The sequence below is a fragment of the Bradyrhizobium sp. UFLA06-06 genome (assembly GCF_054820065.1).
The window spans coordinates 1-21,105 of record NZ_JADFUD010000096.1 but is presented as its reverse complement, the minus strand read 5'-3'; the positions used below and the strand labels follow the sequence as shown (position 1 = coordinate 21,105).

General features: G+C 58.1%; 17 protein-coding genes and 1 pseudogene. 7 read left to right on the top strand and 11 right to left on the bottom strand.

The genetic code is table 11. The annotated features are described in order from the left end of the window. Positions 1–669 precede the first annotated feature (669 nt). Complete coding sequence (locus IF803_RS39920; protein WP_016842032.1) at positions 670–831, top strand: hypothetical protein; 162 nt, start codon at positions 670–672, stop codon at positions 829–831. 150 nt (positions 832–981) lie between these two features. Then, positions 982–1,227 (top strand): hypothetical protein, encoded by a 246-nt coding sequence (locus IF803_RS39915; protein ID WP_129964890.1) that lies wholly within the window; start codon positions 982–984, stop codon positions 1,225–1,227. 48 nt (positions 1,228–1,275) lie between these two features. Here the strand turns inward: IF803_RS39915 and IF803_RS39910 are convergent, their stop codons facing one another. The 3 genes and pseudogenes from IF803_RS39910 to IF803_RS39900 all read right to left on the bottom strand — a co-directional run bounded on the left by IF803_RS39910 (position 1,276) and on the right by IF803_RS39900 (position 2,148). Beyond that, positions 1,276–1,404 (bottom strand): hypothetical protein, encoded by a 129-nt coding sequence (locus IF803_RS39910; RefSeq protein WP_256438835.1) that lies wholly within the window; start codon positions 1,402–1,404, stop codon positions 1,276–1,278. 262 nt (positions 1,405–1,666) lie between these two features. Beyond that, positions 1,667–1,771, bottom strand: a pseudogene (locus IF803_RS39905) (IS481 family transposase); the annotation flags it as partial. Next, complete coding sequence (locus IF803_RS39900) at positions 1,759–2,148, bottom strand: hypothetical protein (protein WP_225163822.1); 390 nt, start codon at positions 2,146–2,148, stop codon at positions 1,759–1,761. The gene IF803_RS39900 and the pseudogene IF803_RS39905, both read right to left, overlap by 13 nt. Before the next feature lie 254 nt (positions 2,149–2,402). Between IF803_RS39900 and IF803_RS39895 the strand changes: the two genes are divergently transcribed. The 3 genes from IF803_RS39895 to IF803_RS39885 all read left to right on the top strand — a co-directional run bounded on the left by IF803_RS39895 (position 2,403) and on the right by IF803_RS39885 (position 4,439). Continuing rightward, positions 2,403–2,681 carry a type II toxin-antitoxin system ParD family antitoxin gene (locus IF803_RS39895; RefSeq protein WP_075968511.1) on the top strand — a complete coding sequence of 93 codons (279 nt, stop codon included), beginning with the start codon at positions 2,403–2,405 and terminating at the stop codon, positions 2,679–2,681. After that, positions 2,671–2,847 (top strand): type II toxin-antitoxin system RelE/ParE family toxin, encoded by a 177-nt coding sequence (locus IF803_RS39890; RefSeq protein WP_016842027.1) that lies wholly within the window; start codon positions 2,671–2,673, stop codon positions 2,845–2,847. Before IF803_RS39895 ends, IF803_RS39890 begins: the two co-directional genes overlap by 11 nt. Before the next feature lie 749 nt (positions 2,848–3,596). After that, a complete protein-coding gene (locus tag IF803_RS39885; RefSeq protein WP_026192380.1) occupies positions 3,597–4,439 on the top strand; it encodes an electron transfer flavoprotein subunit beta/FixA family protein in 843 nt (280 codons plus the stop codon). Positions 4,440–4,684: 245 nt separating this feature from the next. Here IF803_RS39885 and IF803_RS39880 read toward each other — a convergent pair whose 3' ends face one another. Together IF803_RS39880 and tcuC are read right to left on the bottom strand one after the other, a co-directional pair. After that, the gene (locus tag IF803_RS39880) at positions 4,685–6,001 is read right to left on the bottom strand and encodes a DUF3422 domain-containing protein (protein WP_026192381.1); all 1,317 of its coding nucleotides are present in this window, start codon (positions 5,999–6,001) and stop codon (positions 4,685–4,687) included. Positions 6,002–7,761: 1,760 nt separating this feature from the next. After that, positions 7,762–9,114: an MFS transporter gene (gene tcuC / locus IF803_RS39875; protein WP_016842022.1), complete on the bottom strand. Its 1,353-nt coding sequence runs from the start codon at positions 9,112–9,114 to the stop codon at positions 7,762–7,764. Between the two features lie 796 nt (positions 9,115–9,910). Here tcuC and IF803_RS39870 point away from each other — a divergent pair. Then, positions 9,911–11,380 (top strand): GFA family protein, encoded by a 1,470-nt coding sequence (locus IF803_RS39870; protein WP_233475859.1) that lies wholly within the window; start codon positions 9,911–9,913, stop codon positions 11,378–11,380. A gap of 23 nt (positions 11,381–11,403) precedes the next feature. Next, complete coding sequence (locus IF803_RS39865) at positions 11,404–12,081, top strand: 2OG-Fe(II) oxygenase (protein ID WP_016842020.1); 678 nt, start codon at positions 11,404–11,406, stop codon at positions 12,079–12,081. A gap of 206 nt (positions 12,082–12,287) precedes the next feature. On the opposite strand, the gene IF803_RS39860 is transcribed toward IF803_RS39865, so the two are convergent. The 6 genes from IF803_RS39860 to trpD form a co-directional block, all read right to left on the bottom strand. Next, on the bottom strand, positions 12,288–13,589 hold the full coding sequence (locus IF803_RS39860; RefSeq protein ID WP_240536980.1) for a preATP grasp domain-containing protein: 1,302 nt from the start codon (positions 13,587–13,589) through the stop codon (positions 12,288–12,290). A 184-nt stretch (positions 13,590–13,773) separates the two neighbouring features. Next, entirely contained in the window at positions 13,774–15,309 is a 1,536-nt protein-coding gene (locus tag IF803_RS39855) for a class I adenylate-forming enzyme family protein (RefSeq protein WP_026192383.1), read from the bottom strand. 1,388 nt (positions 15,310–16,697) lie between these two features. After that, a complete protein-coding gene (locus IF803_RS39850; RefSeq protein WP_028343550.1) occupies positions 16,698–17,822 on the bottom strand; it encodes a M20 family metallopeptidase in 1,125 nt (374 codons plus the stop codon). 743 nt (positions 17,823–18,565) lie between these two features. After that, positions 18,566–19,090 (bottom strand): flavin reductase family protein, encoded by a 525-nt coding sequence (locus tag IF803_RS39845; protein WP_085964790.1) that lies wholly within the window; start codon positions 19,088–19,090, stop codon positions 18,566–18,568. A 264-nt stretch (positions 19,091–19,354) separates the two neighbouring features. Further along, positions 19,355–19,537, bottom strand: coding sequence for a hypothetical protein (locus IF803_RS39840; protein ID WP_075968510.1), 183 nt, complete (start codon positions 19,535–19,537; stop codon positions 19,355–19,357). A gap of 263 nt (positions 19,538–19,800) precedes the next feature. Next, positions 19,801–20,802, bottom strand: coding sequence for an anthranilate phosphoribosyltransferase (trpD, locus tag IF803_RS39835; protein WP_016842012.1), 1,002 nt, complete (start codon positions 20,800–20,802; stop codon positions 19,801–19,803). Positions 20,803–21,105 lie beyond the last annotated feature (303 nt).

Sequence of the window (21,105 nt, the reverse complement as noted above, 5' to 3'; positions counted from 1 at the left end):
CTCCCTGCGTCACGAGCCCGGCGTAGCCCTCTCATCATGGTCGACGCTCCACTTCCATCCTGTTCGCCGCGCGGCAACAGTACATGCGCAAGTGGTCACCGCGTCGGCGTTGTCTGCCGTATCCATCGCCTTACTCCTTTCTTGCGCGGCCTTCCGTTGGTCCGCAGTCGCCGTCCATATGCATTCACTATGCTTCCATCTGCGATTCCACTCGATCGTGCCGCGGACTAGAACCGCTCAAACAGTTAATCGTGGGCGACGGCATGCTGGAAAGCAGAGCTTCATCCGAATGCTTATGACGGGCTCAGCGGTATCTGGCCGTGGCAAACGAGTGACCCCAAGGTTCTGCAGCGACACCCGTCAGCTGATCGGCCTGTAGGCCTGCTAACGGCAGAACGCTTCCCCGGGAACGGTCCTGGGTGCTCCCGCTCGAACAGGCTTTTGGCGCTGGAGAACACGGACGGGCGTCACCCTTGCCCAAACATCTCGAGCCGAACTGATCGAGCAAGGACGCAGCTTCGTGGAAATATCGTGCCTCCTCGATGCCGCCAGCGAGGAGACTCTCCGGCTTTACCAGATCGGTGTTGACGATACCGCGGCCGAAGAAGCCTTTGAGGACGCCATGAATCAGCTGCGAATGGTTACAATCGCGCCACGACCATCGAGGGGATGCGGGCGACGGCCTCAGCGGTCCTCCATTTCGAATGGGACGCAAACGTCGAGTTCACTGAAGAGGCCATCGAAGGAGCGGCCTTCGGCGTGCTTGTCGCCGGCCTGCTCGACAGCCCGCTTCCGGATCGTCTGCCCGACTGGGCCGCGGCCAGGATCTGAATCAACGAAAATTGGCCCGCCGGCCCTGAACTGGCATCGGCGGTCCGACCTCGGCATCAACTGCCCGTGAAATGTGAGGCGGTTCACACTCGATCATCGCGAGTTGGCCTAATGCACGAGCGGGTGGCAGCTCGGTGTCGGAGAATCGTGATGCCGTTTTTCAGCAGCCAAAGCTTGGCGTCGGCAGCCGCCGCTTCAGTACTCAGTATTCTCATCGTGGGAGCGGTTGCCTTTTCGGCTGTTGGTTATGTGGAGTGGTCATCGGGCGTTAATCTGACCCATTTCATGGGCCGGACTGCCGCGGATGCCTCAACGCCAGTTCTACTGCTCAAGGGGCGAACAGGTTGCGAGCAGGGCAATAGGCCGCTGCCGGCGCTTTCTCTACCGCTCGAATGACGCCGACCTAAAGCGACCGCGCCCAATCCTCCCAAGCCCCGTAGGGCCTCATCGCCTGGTGGCGACGTGCAACGGCGAATTTGTGCCCGGCTCGGGCGCTCCCGTGGTTGCCCATACCGCAATGCCGATGGCCAGCGCGAGCAGCACGGTCTTTACAGCAATCTTGTCGTCAGACATCTCGAGACGCCTCTCGCGCGTCAGCGCGGTAAATCTCAAAAATTACGCCGCCGGGCCCGAAATGGTTTGTCCCGGCGGCGCCCTGTCATTCCCAGCGCTAGGGCCCTGAAATTCCCAACGTCATTTCTTTAGCAGGTACGCCGAGGGACGACTGTTGCCTAACTCACACAAGGTCCAAAAGAGGAGCCGACGCTCAGGGTCGGCGCGCCAGCTCCTCCGAAACGTGACCGTGCTGTCTCCCCAACGGTCCCGTCCCTTAGGCCTCGAAAGGCTGCTTGGCAGGCTTGGCACCGACGACCTCGGGCGGGCGGCTGATTCCATGGCGCTGCAGGCGACGGTGCAAGGATGACCGCGTCAGATGGGGGATAACCGTAGCCACCAGTGCTCACCGAACGACCGCTGAATGCTGGTCAAACCCAGGGCATCCAGATCGAAAGCGGCTTTCTCGACGTCCTTTGGATCGACTTGCGGTAGGAGCTTGCACAGATCGTTAATGGTAAGGCTTCGCCCTGCCATGCCATCGCCACTCGCGCGTGCGAGAGCCACGGCCAAATCGAAGCGAGGACCGACCAGCGTTGTAGTTGGCGCCAGCATTTGCGCATGTCGGTCCGGCCGTTCGGAATGCTCGTTGGTGCGTTCTGAGATTGCACCTTCCCAATGAGGGCGGGCTTTCTGAGCCTGGCTAGGGATCAATTCGCCAGCCAGTTTGACCACCACGTCGCCAAGTGGGACTTCGCCGGCCACGGCCTAAAGCTTCGCACATTGTCGTCCTGATGGTTTTTCTCCTGATCGGCTTGCGATCCTCTTGATCGTAGTTCATGGCTCAATCACATGAAGTTGGTCGACGCTAGCAAAACCGCCTCAGATAGACTGAGCCAAGAGATTTCGTCACCTACCCACCGTTTGCCTCCGTCCCTCCACAACCTCACGTTGCTGGCGGATCAAAGCGCGGTATTTAGAGCATAAAGTAATATATTATGAGGCGAGGAGGCGTGCCTATGGCCACGAGTTATACCGTCGGCAAACACTACGAGAGCTTTATCAAGGATCTCGTCGATAGCGGACGCTATGCAGCCGCTAGCGAGGTAATGCGGGAGGGACTGCGCCTTGTTGAAGAACGCGAGGAGCGTCGCAAGGCGAAGCTTGAGGCATTGCGTACCGCTATCCAGGAAGGCTTGGAAAGCGGTCCGGCAGAACCGTTTGAGCCCGGCGAACTGGTTGAACAAATTAAGGCCCGCGGACGCGAACGGCTGAAAGCCGGGAAGCATGGCGGGTAATCTCACCAGGCGGCCCCAGGCCGAGACCGACCTGGAGGAGATCTGGCTCTTGATCGCATCGGACAACACTGCGGCTGCGGATCGCTTGCTCGATCGTATCGGCAATGCCTTTCAGATGCTTGCCAAGAATCCACGGCGGGCCGCCAGCGGCCCGAGCTGGGGATGAAAATTCGGAGCTTTACTGTCGGCAACTGCGTACTGTTCTACGAAGCATTTTCCAACGGTGTCGAGATCGGGTGCTGCATGGTGCTCGCGATATCACGCCGGAGGATTTCGACCGAGGACTTTGCTTTGTCAGCCATCCACAATCGCATTTACGATTTTACGATGGAATCTCGGCAGGCACTCAAGAGCGACTGAGGGCTGATCCAAGCTTGGGCTGATGGTCTTTCCCGGGAGCGGCTCCCGCCAACATCAAAGGCTGCGGGGGCGCCTGAATCAGCAGATCGAGGCTCATGGGGAGCAGTTAGGCAGGTGGCTCCCGTTGGCGCGATCGGGATCTGCATAAGCAACCTCATCGTTCGTTTGGCTGTGCTCGGTCCTTAGGATCTCCTGTGCTGCCTTGAACCCCTCAAGAGCTGCAGGAATGCCGCAATATGCCGTCGCGCGAAGCAGGCCGCCTTGATCTCGTCGATACTGGCGCCGTTCCGGAGCGCGACCGGACCTGCAGCTTGAATTGCGCAGGAGTCGCGATGTGGGCCTTGCAAGCTCACGGCTCCGCGCCGTGGTCGGACGGAACGGAATGGCGCTGTCGCAGTTGCGACGGGTGTCGATATTCGTTCGTCCAGAACACCGGGCCGGAGGGGCGATCTACCCATCTAAACCTCTGTGGCAGCTAACAGATTCCAAAATCGGGCGCTGTGGTACAACACTTGCTGTTCTCTTCGCAGCTACCGCAACCTTTGGAGCAACTCAGTGCACATTGTCGTCTGCATTAAACAGGTTCCGGACTCTGCGCAGATCCGCGTGCACCCCGTGACCAATACGATCATGCGTCAGGGTGTGCCGACGATCATTAACCCATATGACCTCTTCGCGCTCGAGGCCGCTCTCGAGCTGCGCGAGCGGTTCGGCGGCGAAATAACCGTGCTGACGATGGGGCCGCAATCGGCGGAAGATTCCTTGCGGAAAGCGCTGACCTTCGGCGCCGATCGCGCCGTACTGCTCACCGATCGCTGCTTTGCCGGCTCCGACACCTTGGCCACAACGTATGCACTGGCAACCGCCATCCGAAAAATTGGCAAGGAATATGGTCCGCCAGACCTCATCTTTACCGGCAAGCAGACCATCGACGGCGATACCGCGCAGGTTGGTCCCGGCGTCGCAAAACGGCTGGGTGTGCTGCAGCTGACCTACGTCGCCAAGGTCAAAACCCTCGACCTCGCTGCCCGTACAATTGAAGCGGAGCGACGCTCCGAAGGTGGTGTCCAGGTGCTGCACACGAGGCTGCCTTGTCTCATCACCATGCTGGAGGGGACCTGCCAGATTCGGCGCGGCGCGATGGCCGATGCCTTGCGTGCTGCGCGTGCACCAATCGTGAAATGGAGCGCGCACGATGCCGGCGTCGAGGACGTCTCCAAATGCGGCCTTAAGGGCTCGCCGACCGTCGTCAAGCGAGTCTTCGCTCCCTCTGCACGGGCTGAGAAAGCGGCGCTGGTTGAGGCTGCCGAGCAACCAGCGCAGGCGCTGATTGATGCTATTTTTAAGCATCAACCGAAGCTCGAAACTGATCTTGCGGCGCTAGCCCGCGATGCTTGACCTGGGAGTCTTGGCGACGATAAGCGTTACGGTCCTGAACGCGTCAAGGTTTGCCTCTCATCCGGTCACATCGACATTGCACGGAGACGTGTAGAGCCTGGCGCCGACCGATCAGCGGAGCTGAAGCACAATCCTCCCGTCGGCGATCACCTCTATCTGGGCCGCCGACGACTTGGTGAAAACTGTTGCCACGTGGGTCGGGCATGTCTGCCGTCAAGCTCTGTTGTCAATCAGCTAAATGATGCTTACCTGTCCGTTACGGACGGCCCGTCGCGATGCTTGAGGTGTCGCTTTCGTGCATTGTAACTAACCAGCCAGATCACCCCGACTGCGACCGGCACGCACGCCGCGGTTAGATAAGAGGGTTCTACATGGAGACCAACATCGTGCGCTCCCTTGGCAAGGTAGCCAAACAAACTGACCACGTAATATCCTATCGCCGCGACCGACAATCCCTCCACCGTGCACTGCAGCCGAAGCTGTTGTCCGGTGCGTTCATTGATAGCGTGCAATAGGTCGCGGTTCTGCTGTTCGATTTCAACGTCGACACGGGTTCGCAACAGATCGGCGGCGCGCGCCAACTTGACCGACAGAGTTACCTCACGATCCTTGGTCGTCTCGCAAGTTCGCATCGCAGGCGCCATCCGGCGCGCCAGGAACGACGACCATGTGGGATAGTCCGTGATCTCACTGCCTTCGATGATGGACAGTCGGGATTGAACTAGCTCGTAATAAGCTCTGCTGGCGCCGAAGCGAAACAGGCTTCCGGTCGCGCCTCGCTCGAAAGAGGCGGCCAACGCGGTCAGTTCGGCAAGGAGATGGTTGTTGAGCTTCAATCCCTCCGCGCCTTGCATTTCTTCGAGCACCTCGCCGAGACGTCTGTCAATGCGATCGACAAATGGACCAAGCTCAAGAGCGGCCGACAGACCAAGCAGCGCCAACGGACGATAGGTCTCAACTTCAAGCAGCCGCTGCACCAGTGCACCAAGATTGTGCGGCGTCAGCCCGAGGTCGCAGACAAGAATTTTGGTGAAACCGTTTTCGTCGACTCGAAAATCCGAGGCCATAACACTTGCTCCGCCTTTTATGCGGGCCATGGCGAGGCTGCTCTTGTCAAAAAGTTGTTCGGCGCGCCTCAATGGGGCGGCGTGCTGCTCGACATCCAGCTTGATTGCGACCAGCAATTGCCCTTCCTGCCGCAAGTTGCGCATCAAGGAGTGAACCGCACTTTGGGAGTCGCCGCTCTGTCGAGCGAACGGGCCATTCGCTATCCAGGTAAAGATTGCGAATTCGGCATGCTGCTCCCAGCGAAGCACAACGGGCCCGATGTCGATTTGGTGATGTTTCGCTGAGAGCTGCGGAGCTGGAAGGTCACGCTCTCGACAAAACGTGACGAAGGCGCGGCGATCGCTTGCGGCCGCATCGCCCTGCGAAAGAAATGCGAAGTGTGTCACCTTAAATGGAGGAATAAGCTGCATAAACGGGCGCGCATGCACTTCATTGAGCACGGCATCGCGTTGCGAATGTAGCTTGAAACTTCGAAGATCCAGTTTGTCGGGCACGTCTAAGCACCTCGTGTCAGAATTGGCGCGCATTCATCTGTCAGCACGCGAGTGGCATTGGTTTCGACTCTAAGGGTCTGTTCGCGCGATAGAGTGGTGGCGCGGGTTGATCCGAAGCCGCTCAAAGCTGCGAAACCAGCGCCAAACGTGTTGGTTGCCACCGGACGCGCACGAACATCGCTCGACATCGATGTGCTGGCGCACATAAACGCGTGATGCGCAGGCCAGAACGAAATCAAGAGCGGCGGGGCCAACGCACGCAAGAGCTACACGCTTTCGTCTCCACGAGGTTGCTAATCGTCGTCGCCGGCTCTACACCGGCTGCTGTATCGTCGATTGACGGCAAAGGCGCAAACGTAACTCTCATCTTCGGTGCTCTCTTGTCTCACATTTGCACGCGATGCAGGATATGGGCCAGCACGGAAGTAGCGGAAAGGTTGTGTTTCTCGCGTAATGTGATTGTCGAAACTGCCAGCGGAGGATCTCCGGCAAGGAAAGCGCTTGCATTCGGACAGCCATCCTCACAAGGGACTTTGGAACTGTATGGCCATCAGATGGAATCCCGGTCTCATTGCGACCGGGTAGCTTGCGCTCTTTGAGCCCGGCCTTCGTAACAACCGCGACATCAGAAGATGCTGATTTCGGAATGCTGACATGGCTGTCGTACTTGATTGAGCAGCGTCATCGAAGACTGCCGATTAGCGGTTGCGGCCTTCGGTACAGAGATATTCCCCTGCGGTGACGACTATCGCATATGGCGGAGCAGAAGCGGGATCCGACACAGGGCGGTCCTGCAGGCCGGTCAACTCCAGCCTAGAGAATTGATGGCGGTGAACGTCGCGCGTTCCATGCGTCCGATTACAAGACGCATTGCCTTGTTCAGCGGCAGCAAAGGCGGTCGAGAACTGAGCGGCCCGACGTCGCTCCTGGACATGGCAAAATCCGTGAGTCGACCTGCAGTCCGCTGACCGATGTGCGGGAGCGCATCGTGTCCGAGCAAACCACGAGGCTGCGGCGGCGCAAACTGCCCCGCCTGAATAGTGCAAGATGGTGCACCATCGGACCGCACAGGTCGCCGGATAGTACGGCGTCATAAGGCTGCATCTCGATGACGTCAGCGGCGATGCCGCTTGAAGACCATCAAGCGATCGCGTCAGGCTCGCGTCAATCGGCATCCCGCCGCCATAAGCGCTCCCATGCTCACCGGCTATTCTGCCGCGTTACCAGCGCGCGCGTGCGCCGCAACGACATCAGTAACACCCTCGAGGGGGCGCCCGATCGGTCCGGGCCGACGACGGCGCGACGTCGAGGACGATATCGATCCGAGCACACGGTGCCGGGGTTCTATACCACGATACAGCTCGGACTGTCGCGCGGGCACGGATTCCGGACGGCGACAACGTCCATCACGGCCTGCTGCTGCTACCCAACCTGCTGCACATCCGCGATGATGGAACCGTCCGCTGTCCACAAGGCGGTCTCCAGACCTGGACTTTCCAACGTTCACAGCCGACATCCAGCGCCCGCCGAGGCCTGGTGTCAATGTTGGATGGTGATTTGCCGTGTACGCGGATCACCGAGGACGTGGCACTCTAACAGCTTACTTTTAAAGTGTCAGATATGCAGTCATCGCTCGTGTCTGGCTTCCGACAATGTCGGACATGCGATACGGCTCCTAGCCCCGCGTCGATACGCTGAGCGAACTCTGGCTCTGCGCATCGATCGAGGCCGTATGACACGTCAGTGGTTAGGATCACGTGCTAGCGAGATGCTGTTTGCACGCCCAAAGCGCTCTCGGGCGATTTCCGAAGCGAAGGCTTCTCAGCTCTCGATGGCTTGGGGGTTCCCCTATAGATGGTGAGTACCGCGATGATACCGAGAGCAGCTGCAAACATCAGCCAGAATCCGGGTGAAGCCTTGTCATTAGTTCGCTCAATGAGCCAAGTAGAGGCGAGTGGCGTAAACGTACCAAACAGGGCCGCCGCGAAAGCGAAGGCCAGGGAGAAGCAGGTTGTGCGCACATGCGCAGGCACGATCTCGACGAGAGCACCCAGCATAGTCCCGCTGTAGGTGCCAAAGTAGAACGAGAACATCATCGCCACCGCAAGCAGCTTGCCGAAACTGGGGGCGCTTACCAACCAACTCAAAGCCGGATAGGCGGTCATCAACGCAAGGCCGGCAATGGCCAGCAGGACTGGCTTGCGGCCGATACGGTCGGAAACGGTACCGCCAATTGGATTCCAGATGAAGTTGGTCACCGCGACCAGGAGGGTCACCAAGAGCGCATCCTGGGTGGACAGCTTCAAGACGGTCTTGCCGAACGTCGGTGCGTAGACGGTGACGAAATAGAAAGTCGTCGTGGTCAGGATCGCCATCATCATCCCGAGAACGACCGTGTGCCAATGGACGAGCGCCGAGGCAAAGACCTCGCGCGCCGTGGGATGCTTCTTCATCGCCAAAAATTCTGGGGTCTCCTCCAGCGTCCGACGAAGGAAAAAGATAAGAGGAATGATAAGGCAACCGAGAAAAAACGGAATGCGCCAACCCCAGGAGGCGACGGCTTCGAGCGGCATCGATTCATTCAGTAGGTAGCCCACGATCGCTGCGACAAAAATCGCGACCTGCTGGCTGGACGATTGAAAAGAGGTATAGAAACCGCGATTGCCTGGGGTCGCGATCTCCGCCAAATAGACCGAAACGCCGCCAACCTCGACGCCGGCGGAGAATCCCTGCAACAGTCGTCCTGCTAGAACAATGATGGGGGCGGCAATGCCGATTGTCGCATAACTGGGACAGAAGGCGATAATCACGGTGCCGACCGCCATGATCGATAACGTGATGATCAGGCCTTGGCGACGGCCGATCCTGTCGATATAGGCTCCCAGTACGATCGCCCCCACGGGACGCATTAAGGCACCCAACCAGAACACGCCAAAGGTGTTGAGCAATGAGGCGGTTTCGTTGTCCGAGGGGAAGAAAGCTTTCCCAATGGCGCTGGCGTAAAAGCCAAATAAGAAAAAGTCGAACTGCTCGAGAAAATTGCCGCTGGTTGCACGAAGAATGGCGTTGATCCGCGATTTGACTGTCGCTTGCTGAACGAGCGTTTGTGACACAGCGAGTTTCCTTCCCGTCTGAAATGGCCGGTTGCGGAAAACCTCACGCCAGCCCAATTGCAATCAGGCCGTGATTTTCTCTTAGAGAGATTACCGACCAACCGGAAGGCGCCTGATCTTTTCGGCTTATTTTCGGCGACGCTCCATTGGTGCACAAATTTTGAATTCGTTCCTGGAGACGCAAGCGCTCCCGACATCAATCGCCAGAAGTCCCGCCTGCTCGAGACGAAATCAAGGCATGAGGTTCCGCTCGGTCACCTACGAGGTAGCTGTGCGCGCAATCTTTGGCGTTTCACTAGCTCTGTGTCCACCGCGGATGGTATCGGCTGATTCGGTAACGCGCCTTCACTGTTCGGCTTCTAACTGCGCGTAAATTCCCGCCAGATTCAAAACACTACCATTGAGTTACCGGTTCGTACTCAGACATTGACCCGCGTAGTGCAAGGTTGGCATAGCAATTGCTACAAGCGTGCAGGAACACAGGATATTGGACGAGTGCACGCAGAACGGGCGAATGGCAGCGGCGGTCCCTTTGCCTTGAGACAATCGTTCTCGGCCGGCAGCCGCAATGTCACGTAGATTGTAGCTGCAGGCCTCGAAGAGCCCGCTGGATGTGGTTCGTCTCGGCAATGCCAAATCAAGTCCGCAGGGGATGCGATGAGCAGGCAGTGAATAGCAACCGTGGATGCTTGATCCGTCCACGACAGGTCGCAGGTGAAAGCGTCGAGCTGGCCGGATGTGCCGCCTGCGCATGTCAGGCGAGGCTTCCTTGGCCTGGCGGACGCCGATATTCAGCATGAGTCAGCAAATGATGGATGGCGCGTTTGGTCATTCGCGGGATTGGATTGCTCGTGGAGGGAAATCCAACGCGAGAGGGTGGTGGCTTCAATCTACCGACATGTTCCTATCGACGCGCTCATGTACAGGACTGATCCCTGATGGCCCTGCCTGGGACCGCAAAGATGGTTGGGAGCAGTTCGCCTGTATGACGAACGCGACCGCAAACCCGTCGGACCAAGTTGGTGGCCTTCGAAAGTGCTCCTCAAACATCATTCTCTCCACGGTTAGGATTCAAATGAGGCCTTCTCAAGCGTCGCAAGTTCAACTGGATCGACCTTCGCAGATAGTCTGCGAGTACTTGACTGAGCAAGCGCGAAATCTGTTTGGCCTGCATCCGTTCGCTGCGGAGATGTCTAAACGCCAAGTTGCGAGCTTGCTGCCGGAATACTTGGCGATGTCACAGGCGTTCCCTTACCTGCAGGCAGGCTCGCAAAAGGATCTCATATTTGATGCGATGCGTCGCAACCGAGACCTTCCTAGGGATGTTGAACTAACCAGCGTGGTCGCAAATTTCATCTGTTGGGATGAGACGGGCGGTTATGGCCGGGTTCTGCGAGGCGGCAAGACGGCGCTACCCGATATTCTGGCGACTGAAGATTTCCACTCAAACCTGCTGAGAAAGGATGCATCGCGACTACTCGGTAGAACGATACAGCCGAATTATAGCGCCACAACGAAGCGGTACCTGCATTCCCTCTATGCCGGATTGTCAGCGAAAGATCCGGTCGTGCGCTGCGCCTACATGGTCGCTTTTGAGCTGCATGCTGCGGAAATGATCCAGTCACTGTGGACCACTCTGGTCAAAACCTTTGATGCGCAGTCTGACGATCTGGAGTACTTCCGCACTCATGTCGGCGGCGTGGATCCCGCCGAGAAGTATCACGGAGAAATGACAACCCGGCTCATTCGCGAAGTTGTGCCTGCTGACGGCAATCGTCGTTTTTTGGATGAATTCGATCGAGCCTATCGGCTCAGCTTACAGTGGTGCCGCGATCTGCTGCAAACTGTCTCAATTGAGGAAGATGGTCTTGCGGAGATCGAACATCACGGCGGTTGTCATTGTGGTGCCGTCAAGTTCTACGTCCGAGCGCCGCGAGAGCTCTCCGCAGTTCGATGCAACTGCTCCATCTGCCAAATGTCCGGGTTTCTGCACCTGCTTGTATCCGGCGATAAGCTCAGAATTGAGTGTGGCGAAGAGTTTCTCAATACATATCAATTTAACAAGAATATCGCTCGTCACACGTTTTGCCGGATTTGCGGCGTAAAGCCATTCTATCGACCGCGATCGAACCCCACGGGTTTCAGCGTAAACATTCGGTGCTTGGATAAGAGAACGATCGAAAACATAACAATAGAAGAGTTCGATGGCGAGCATTGGGAGGAAGCGTTCCGCCCGACGCGCGAGGATTGGGAAGCCACCAGTTAAGATCAAACTTGGAGTGAAGTCGCATGGCGCGCGCAATGAACGATAGATCTCGTCTGCTTTCAGAAGAGGCTCTCACCAAATACCGTATAGAGCTATTGGTGAAGGGTACGGTCGTAATCGCCCCTCAGACATTGTTCACCCAAGATGATTTGGCGAGGATCGATCAGCTCCAGATGGAGATTCCCGAAGAAGAGGTGCGGGTGGGAGATGCCGGCGACTCGCACAATGTCTTCGTGAAGCGGGTGAGGGTAGATCCGCCGGGCCGCCCTCCGACCAATGTGCATGGCAAAGCTCCGGGGCAGATCATCGAATTGCTTGAGAGGAAAGACCGCAGCTTTGCGCTGAAGAAGATCTTGGGGGCATCGTCAGATTACGTGATTCGCCGATGCCAAATGCATCGATTGCCTCCCGGTTCGTTCGTTGGCATCCACTTAGACGCTGAGAGCGACCCTGACTTCGAGTACTCCGTGATTGTGCAACTCGCGAGGGATTTTGAGGGGGGTGAGTTCGTGGTCTATCCGAACGCGTACGAACAGCAGGTATTTCGACCGCCGTTTGGGGCCGTGGTTGTCACCACATGTAGGATCCGACATGAGGTGAAGCCTGTGCACGCTGGCGAGCGCCGATCGCTGGTGTACTTCTGTTCAAAACGCGGCGGCGCGAATCGCCGGATCATCGAAAACACTGCTGACGGCCTGTGAGGACCGTTAGCGGAAACGGCTTTCGAACGGGTTGAGGACGCGGGCCAGCTTCTGGCAGACGCTGCCTAATTCGGAAGTTCACGGTTGGTCTACTTCGAGCGAAAAAGGCAACCACTCCCCTGACGTTCCCAGCAGCGGGTGTCAAGCACAGGTTTCGGATACGGGGGGGCTTCGAACGAATGGAGGAGTTTAAGAGGTCTGTGATTTCAGTTGGCCATTGCCAATAACCGGTGCTGCAGATCGCGGGCAGTTGACCTATCGCGCGCGATCACCAGGCACTCCACGGTGCCTGCCTCTTGATCGACGGCAAGCGGGATCACGCCCTCCTTGCGTGTGCCATCGAATAGAAATCCATACCTGACGAAGCGATCAAGCGCGGCCTGGAGAGAACATAATGGAACGTTTCTTACGGAAGAAATGACGTGGCGACTGGAATAATCGATGCCCAGCAGCCGGACGGCAATACTATGTAACACTGACCCTCCGCCCCACCGGCCGTTCGCTTCGTTAAAGAAAAGCCGGCCGTCGCTCGCGAAAATGCCATCAATGTTGATCATTCCGCGATACCCCAAGGTTCGCGCCAGCTCGACAAATCGGTAGGCGTGCGCCTGTGCAGCCAACCATTGCTCATTCGTCAGGTCGCTTGGAAGCTCGAGCCCTGTCCAGATGAGCGCTCGTTCGGATCGGTCTTCGCTGCGACGTAGACGGATGCTTCCACTGTTGATGAAAACGATGGAACCATCCTCCTCTATCTCATACTCAAGATAGAACGGAGCGCGAGCCAAGTGGTACGATTCAATGACCAATGTCTTGCAGGATGCTGTGATCATCTCAGACCAAAGTGCTTGAGGATCAAACGATGGCCAAGCAACCGTTCGGGTATCTCTCGCCCCAGGAAGTGCTCCACTTTCGTTGCCGGTCAGGATAACATTGCCGACTCCGCCCGCTCCATTATCCAACTTGACGATCACGTTGCCGGTCTCTGACCTTAAGGAGGTGACCGCCCTGAATAGTTCGTTTGGGTTTGTGGTCGCGCATCCACTGGGCAGTGGGAGCGCGACACTTGTCGCCAATTGACGGAAGTGGCTCTTGCGGTTCAAGAGATCCGGCCCTCGCTGCAAAGCGAATTCGTCCCCGCTCTGCGGGATGCCAAGCAGCTCCGCCAAGCGCGCTACGCCTTCACTAGAGTAGCAGGCAGATATTCTCCAAGTTGATTTCTGGCGAATATGGCTGTTGAGTCGCTCGACGAAAGCATTGGATAGCAGGGTGCAATCGTTGAGAATCAGCGATTCACGGGCGTCGTCAGGCACAAGCGTCGAGAGACTCGAGGCATCGAAATTGAGCGTCGCGCCGATGAAGGATAGCAGGTCTGCCGGGATTGCTACCGGAGAGACTATTAGGTCACCCTCCTGTGCAAACCAGGCAGACCGGCATGCGGAGTTGGCGGAAAGGGACAGTTGAGTTGCTGTTAGATCGCCACCGGACATTTGAGCTGTCCCGGCATTCATGATTAAGATCCGAGGCAACGACAATCTCCCAGACGCCTGGCGTGATTAAGCATAGACCACCATGCCAGCGACGATGAGTTCGCCGCGACGCATCGTATGGAGGTACCGACCGGAAGGCGGTGTTGCGCTGCCTCGATATCTCCTGTGGTGTAGTCGGGAACTACGGCCAACCAATCCGCGGTTCTCAATCGCTGTCTCCTTCCGGGCTTGACTGCGTATCGAGCTCCTTCAGCATGAAATGCTGGACCTTGCCCAACGCCGTTTTTGGCAGTTCGTGCGTAAATATGATTTCGCGCGGTACCTTAAAACGGGCGAGCTGCGATTGAACATGCGTCAGCAGCGCTTCGGCTGCGATCCGGGACCCGGGTCGCCTGACCACATAGGCGATCGGGACTTCATCCCAGCGTGGGTCCCGTCGACCGACGACGGCGCATTCGGCGACATCCGGATGGCCCATGAGCACACGTTCCACTTCCGCCGGATAGATATTCTCTCCGCCGGAGATAATCAGGTTCTTCTTGCGGTCACGGACCCAAAAATATCCGTCGGCATCGCAGCGGCCGATGTCACCAGTGCGATACCAACCATCACTAAAGGCCTCACGCGTTGCCTGTTGATCGCCCCAATATCCGCAGAAGACGTTGGGTCCACGTATTACGATCTCGCCTGGGGTCCCGGGCGGCAACTTGGTGCCCACATCATCGATGATGGCTGCTTCGCAGCAAAGGCCAGGCAGGCCGCTTGCGCCGTCAGGTGCGAGATCTGCGCCGAGCTTGGTATAGACCGCGATGGGAGAGGTCTCGGTCGCACCATAAACCTGTAAGACTGGCACTCCGCGCCTCGCAAAGCGCTCGACAAGGCGCTGAGGTACCATCGTCGATCCGGTACAGATTGCTTTGAGCGCGGATAAATCCGCGCTTGCCCATCGCGGATGGTCCGTGAGCGCTTGCATCATGGCAGGGACCAGGGCTGCAAGTGTGGGTCGGTCATGCTCGAATGCATCAAACGTTGCCTCTGGCGAAAAGCGGCTTTGGATAGTTACCGTCGCGCCATGATGCAAACCGGGCGTCGTTTGGATATTGAGGCCGCCGACGTGGAAGAGCGGCAAAACAGTCAGGGCGTGATCAGTCGAGGTTAGGTCATGCATGTGCTGACTCATAACCCCGTTCCACAGCAACGCGTCCTGACGCAGCACAGCGCCTTTAGGTCGCCCTGTCGTGCCAGAAGTATAGACGATCAGAACCGGGCAGGACAGATCCGCATCTGGAGTGGGTTCGTCACCACAGCATTCGTCCAGAACGTCGTCCAACTTGCTTCCGCCGGGCGGCGCGAAGTCCAGGCCGACGAGGCAGGTATCGGGAAGTTGCCGCGTCAGAGCCGGCAAGACGGCGTTAAATGCCTGTTCAAGCACGAGCACTTTTGCTCCGGAGTCGGAAAGAATGAAAAGCTGCTCTGCGGCCGCAAGGCGCCAATTCAATGGAACGAGGATTGCGCCGAGCCGCGCGCAGGCATAGAGCAATGTCAGATAATCAGGCCGGTTGAGGCTGAGGATCGCGATCCGGTCACCCCTCTTGATGCCGAGTTGGCGCTTGAGGGCGTAAGAGACACGCCCGATCCGTCGATTGAAGCCCGAGTAGCTCAGAGCGTGTCCCTCGAAACGGAGCGCGGCTTTGTCGGGGGCATACGCAGCGTTGCGCTCAATCAATGTGCAGAGATCCAAACTCATCCTCCGTGAGCTTCGCAAGAGACGCTGGTTCCGATGTAGTTCAGCCGGAGTTCGGATCTACTTCGCCAGACCTCGATTGAGTGCTTCGGGTACCCATTACCCAGGTTACGATCCCGCGGCCCGAGCAGGACGGAGCGGTTCTTGATGGCTGTCATGGGGAGCGAACGATCGACACTGTTCGAGGTATCAGGCACTTGATCCACTTGCTCTGTTTTGCTCGGAAGCAGTCGTGTGCATCTGCCCGTAGTGATAGGTGCACCATGACGACTGTTTCTTGCCTGGTCTTTGACATACAGGCTCGCCGCACATATATGCCGACCTTGGATCTCCATCTTTGAAGCCGACAATGGCTCGGCATTGGCCTTCAATGTGGTCGATCAGCAGGACCTTCCTGACGCCGTCCGGCTCTTTCAACTTGCTGCTCCGCGATATCGCGCCATCTCTTCCGATGCCGCGCCAGTCACGCCGAGCGACACTTGCAGCTCAAGTTTCTTGAAAAGATACGCAGTCGCATGGGCCGTCGCACACTTGCGCGAGGATAAGCTTCCACCAGCATCGGGAAAGTGGTGTGAATCGAACCAAATGCTGGCTCTCCGAGGTGAGTTCGGTGCGGTCGTCTTGCCGTTCGGTTGCAAATGCGGGAAGCGGCGGCGCCCTGCGAGGGCTCGGGATCGAGGTGTACGCCGATCCCTTCCGGCATCACCGTCTCGCTGGCGCCTCGCTTTGGGGCAGCCGCACAGTATTGGTTCTGGAATGCCGGGGCGTTCACAACTACCTGCGAGCCGCGGTACTGCGATCAAGACTCGCTGCATAGCATCTCGACCGATTTGCTGGCGGGAATGAGGATCATGACCAACACTCAGCGTATGTTCTGACGAGGTGAGACATTCGTAATCCTTCACGATTCTGACGGCAGACGAGACACGCGGCGATTTAGGGATCGTACAACTTAACGTTACGTGCGATTCAAGCTCTTTTGGGCAACCCGCGGAGCATGCCAAAGCTCTCAGGTTTGCCGGTAAGGCGCTGCCAAGCGGTGTCGTGTCGACCGCAATTCTGCGCCAGGGTCTGCGTCAGAAAGTCGCTTGAGACGAGGTTCGCAAGCGACGAGGCTGTTGTCGAAAAGCCCGCGCGTTCGCGATCGGGCATCCGTCGTCTTCGCAGCCATAGCGGATGTAACGTCCGCTGTGCCTTATTGAATGCTTCACTGCGCATCTGTCGGGCGCTGACGCGGCAAGCCCAGGGCGAGATCCGACGATTGTGTTCGACAAGCCGGCCTGATGGTAGCTGACCCCTTTGCGCCGTTCGAGCGAGCCGCGCGATTGTGCGAGCGTGCCGTCATCTGGTGCACGTCGCGGTCGTCGGCTCCACTGGAGCGAAGATCATTGCAGCGTCTGATAGAGGCGATAGAGGAGCCGGGCGCGCGGCTCGATCGACGAAATGTAGAGTTGCTCATAATGCGTATGGGCGCCCTTGCCGTCGACGCCGAGACCGTCGAGGGTTGCGGTATGCGGCGCGGTGAAATTGCCGTCAGAGCCGCCACCGCTGAATACATCGAGCAGCTTGAAGCCGAGCTCGGCAGCAAGGCTTCTGGCGTGTTCGTAAAGTGCGGCGCCGGCGTTGCGCTTTTCGTACGGTGGCCGGTTCAATCCGCCGATAACCTTCACGGTGACACCATGGGTACGTGAGGTGACGCCGAGGATCTTCGGAACCAACTCGTCGGCGTCAGCCATGGTCGGCACCCGCATATCGACTTCCGCATAGGCTTCCTCGGCGATCACGTTGGACTTGCTGCCGCCACGGACGACGCCGACATTGACGGTGACGCCACGCTTAAAATCGTTCATCGCCTCCAGTGTCTGGATCACATTGCCAAGTTCCCGGATCGCGCTGCAGCCATCTTCGGGGCGCGCACCGGCGTGGGCCGGCGTGCCCTTGACGAAGACCTCAAAGCGCGCAACGCCTTTGCGTCCGGTGACGATCTTGCCGCCCTCGCGCGCGGGTTCGGTCACCAGCACATACTTGGCCTTGCGGCCCTCGGCCTCGATCAATGCCCGCGAGGTCGGGCTACCGATTTCTTCGTCCGATACGTAAAGTTGGGTGACGCCGAGCGGAGGGCGGACATCATCGGCGCAAACCTGCCGGAACGCGTGATACGCGAGATAGGCACCACCCTTCATGTCATAAATGCCGGGGCCGAATGCCCTGTTGCCCTCGACTTTGAACGGCAGGCGCTCGATGAACCCCATCGGATGAACTGTGTCGAGATGGCTCAGCACGAGAATGCCCGGTACGCCTTGGCCCCAGGACGAGCGTGTGACCAAATGATCGCCGCAGCCGTCGCGTCCCGCAACGCGGTCGACGCTGACTGACAAGTCACGATAGCCCGACGCGACGAGATCAGCCAGTTTATTGACCTGGTCCGGCCGTTCCGTTGGTGACTCGATCTCGACCCAGCGGCGGATGCCGTCGAGAATCACCGCGGCTTCGAATGGGTTGCTGGACATAGATCTGACGCCCTTTGAGTTCGACCTTCATCGTTCGCAGAAAATCGTGATAGGATCCATTTGATCGCATCATGATCTAACGCGAAGACCTTCAGAGTCGCCAACGTTGTGGGTCAGCTGGGCCTCTGAAGTCTAAGTCTTGCCGCAGGCAATGATGCTACGCGGGTTGAAATAAACAGCTACCAAACTTGGTAGGCTCCAACATGCAAGCTCGAGAGCCGTTGCTGTCTCGTGAACTGTAGCTGTTCTGATCAATTCCTCCGATAGCTGCGCAGCTTGCATTCCCAATACTCTTCCGCGAGGATGTCTGCGCGCACTGGCCTTGAACACGTCGATGCCAAGGCCGGCGACAAGATCAGTGGCGTCTTCCGGCGCGCATGCCGACGCAAAATAGCGGCTCGGTTCGCCATCGAGCAATCTCGTGAGTTCGTGCTCGAGGTGGAACCCGGCGTCGAGCGTTTTTATACTCACTTCGCAAGATGAGTATAATCCCGGTTAACCTCGGCTTGGGGGGCGAATCAGCGCGCCCGATTCCGACCTCTTGTGCCAAGCCTGCCTCGGGCGCGTTGTTCGCATCAATAGGTCGTCCAGCTTGAGCGGGTAGCTCACCTTTTGTGCTGGCGCGGGGATCGCGGCTCGCGGGAAAATACGATAGGTGCCTTCGTGACGCAGATCATGAAAATGCAGGTCATCGATTTTTAACACGTGCAGGCGCGCGTGAACGCCGCAAAGGGAAATCGCACTCAATCAAGCAGCAGGGTTCGAAGCGCGCCCCGGAAGTTGATCAATGGATTGCCGTGGCCGACCCGGGTCGCGACAATTCGTCCGATAAAGATGGTATGTGTGCCAATCACCTTGTGGTCGTACAGGACGCATTCGAGCGCACAAAACGCGTTTGGCAATAGCGGTACATCGAAGATGCCCTGTTTCCAGGGCGCGGTATCGAAGCGATGAACACCTTTCGCACCCTCCTGACCGCCAAAACGTAGCGCAAGGTCCTCCTGGTTGCTGCGCAGAAGACTGACTCCAAATCTGCGACTGGCGAGTATCCCGTCATGCGTCTCGGAGCCGACTTTTATGCCAACGAGTAGGCACGGGGGCTCCATGCAAATGGAGGTCACCGAACTAACCGTCAGTCCACGTCGTTCGGCGGCCTTTCCGGTCGCCACGATGGCGACACCGCTCGCCAGATTTCGCATGGCCTGACGGAACTCGGTCGCTTGGACAGATGGAATATCACGAATCCTAGGAGGGGACGGGTAGCTCATGACCTGCCTCTGGAGTTTTACTCCAATTCTGGTGTCTCCGTTACGCGCGGATGACCTTGATTCCTTTGCGCCTGCTATCGGGCGCACGGTGTCGCATTGCGCAACCAATGGCTGCCCCTCTCACCGAGCATCTCAGCGCGAGGAAGTTTCCTGCTTGGGAGTGCCCTGTTGATGGACGTGTCAGCGGCGATCCTGCCCGCTGCGTCGATCGCGACGGGGAACAGTCCGGCCGGAGTTTTTTTCGCATGTAGCAGCATAGGCACGCTAATTTACTCTCAACAGAGCACGCTTTTTCGCATCGAGAAGATGCCCATCGAGCGTCGCGTGCAGCGCACCTCGTAGCTCCGGCGGAATCGAGCCGTCTGTGTCGATCAATTCCCGAAACTTTCGAATGATGTGTTCTATCGTTGCAATAGATCCGAGTGTTTCCATATCCTGTGAGGACATTTCCCGATGATCTCCTTTTGCGCAGCGCACGAGCGCTTCGTCGCGGTCCCCGACTTCAACTGTGTGCCGCAACAGGCTCTTGCCGATAAAGAAGGGGACTCTCGCGCCGTGTGGTTAAGGCGAATTGTTTGATCAGTACGCGGATAGATGGCAACAACGTCTTCGAAAGCTCGCAGAAGCAGCGCGCGTTTGCGCCTGCTGTCCCTTCGCACTTGTGAGCATTGGTCTTGATCAGAATGTTGGAACATCGACCAACTCGGCTGTCACGCATTGGAAACCGTGATCAGTCGCTTCAGTCGGGCGGCCGCGGCGCCGCGATGAAGCGAATCTCTCCCAAGTGCAACGCCTTCCTGCAGCGTCGAGGCCCGGCCGGCTACAATAAAAGCCGCCGCCGCATTCAAAAGCGCGGCGTCGCGAAATCGACTTGGTGCACCATCGAGCATGCCCTGGAGCGCGTCGGCATCGCCGCCGTCCAGCGCCTCTTTGCGGCAGCGGCGGAGACCGGCTTCTTCCGGCGTCACTTCGAAGGTGCGGATTGTACCCGCCTCTAGGGCTGCAACAAAGGTTTGGCCGGTAAGGGTAATTTCGTCGAGTCCGTCCGAGCCATGAACCACCCATACCGATTCCGCACCAAGATTCTTCAATACATACGCCAAAGGCTGGACCCATTCGCGAGAGAATACTCCGATCATCTGCCGCTTGACTCTGGCCGGATTGGACAGAGGTCCGATTAGATTGAAAATCGTGTGGGTCCCAAGTGCGGTCCGAATCTGGCCAACGCGCTGCATCGCCGGATAATGGGGCGCCGCAAACATGAAGCCGATGCCAGCTTCGTGCACGCAACGCGCAACCGCCTCAGGCTCAAGGTCGATCTTCACGCCGAGGCGCGCCAACACGTCTGCGGCACACGAACCTGAGGACACATCGCGGTTGGCGGTCTTGACAACAGGAACGCCGGCCCCGGCAACAATAAAGGAGGCGCATGTCGACACGTTAACCGACCACATGGGGCCTTCGCTCGTGCCAGTGATATCGATGGGATCGCATGCCGCCTCGACCCGCGGCATTCTATCCCGAATCGCCGAGGCTGCACCGGTAACTTCTTCGACCGTTTCGCCGCGAACCCGCATTCCCATCAACAAGCCGCCGATCTGCGATGGGGTCGCGTGTCCCGACATCATGCTGTCGAAGGCTAACGCGGTTTCCTCACGCGTCAGAGTGGCGCCGCTGGCAACTTTGCCAATGATCGATTTGAGCGCTTCCATCGAACTTTCCACGATCCCTGTCCAAAGCTGAGGCTCGTCCGTTCAACGGGGGGGGCGTTGAAGAGACGTGACATTGGTGCATCGAAGCAGCTGCCTGCCTCCTGGGCGGCTGATACTTCATTGGCCCGTGCGTATCGGTTGGTTGGGCGCGGGCCCCTGGGTGAGGCTACAACCTGACGCTACGTGAGGGTCAAGCTCTCCATCTTATGGTGCTGTCAGGACAGCTCATCGGCCGATCAGAATAGTGCAGGCGCGTGGACGCCAGCGCCTGTCTCTTATACACATCTGACGCTGCCGACGAAC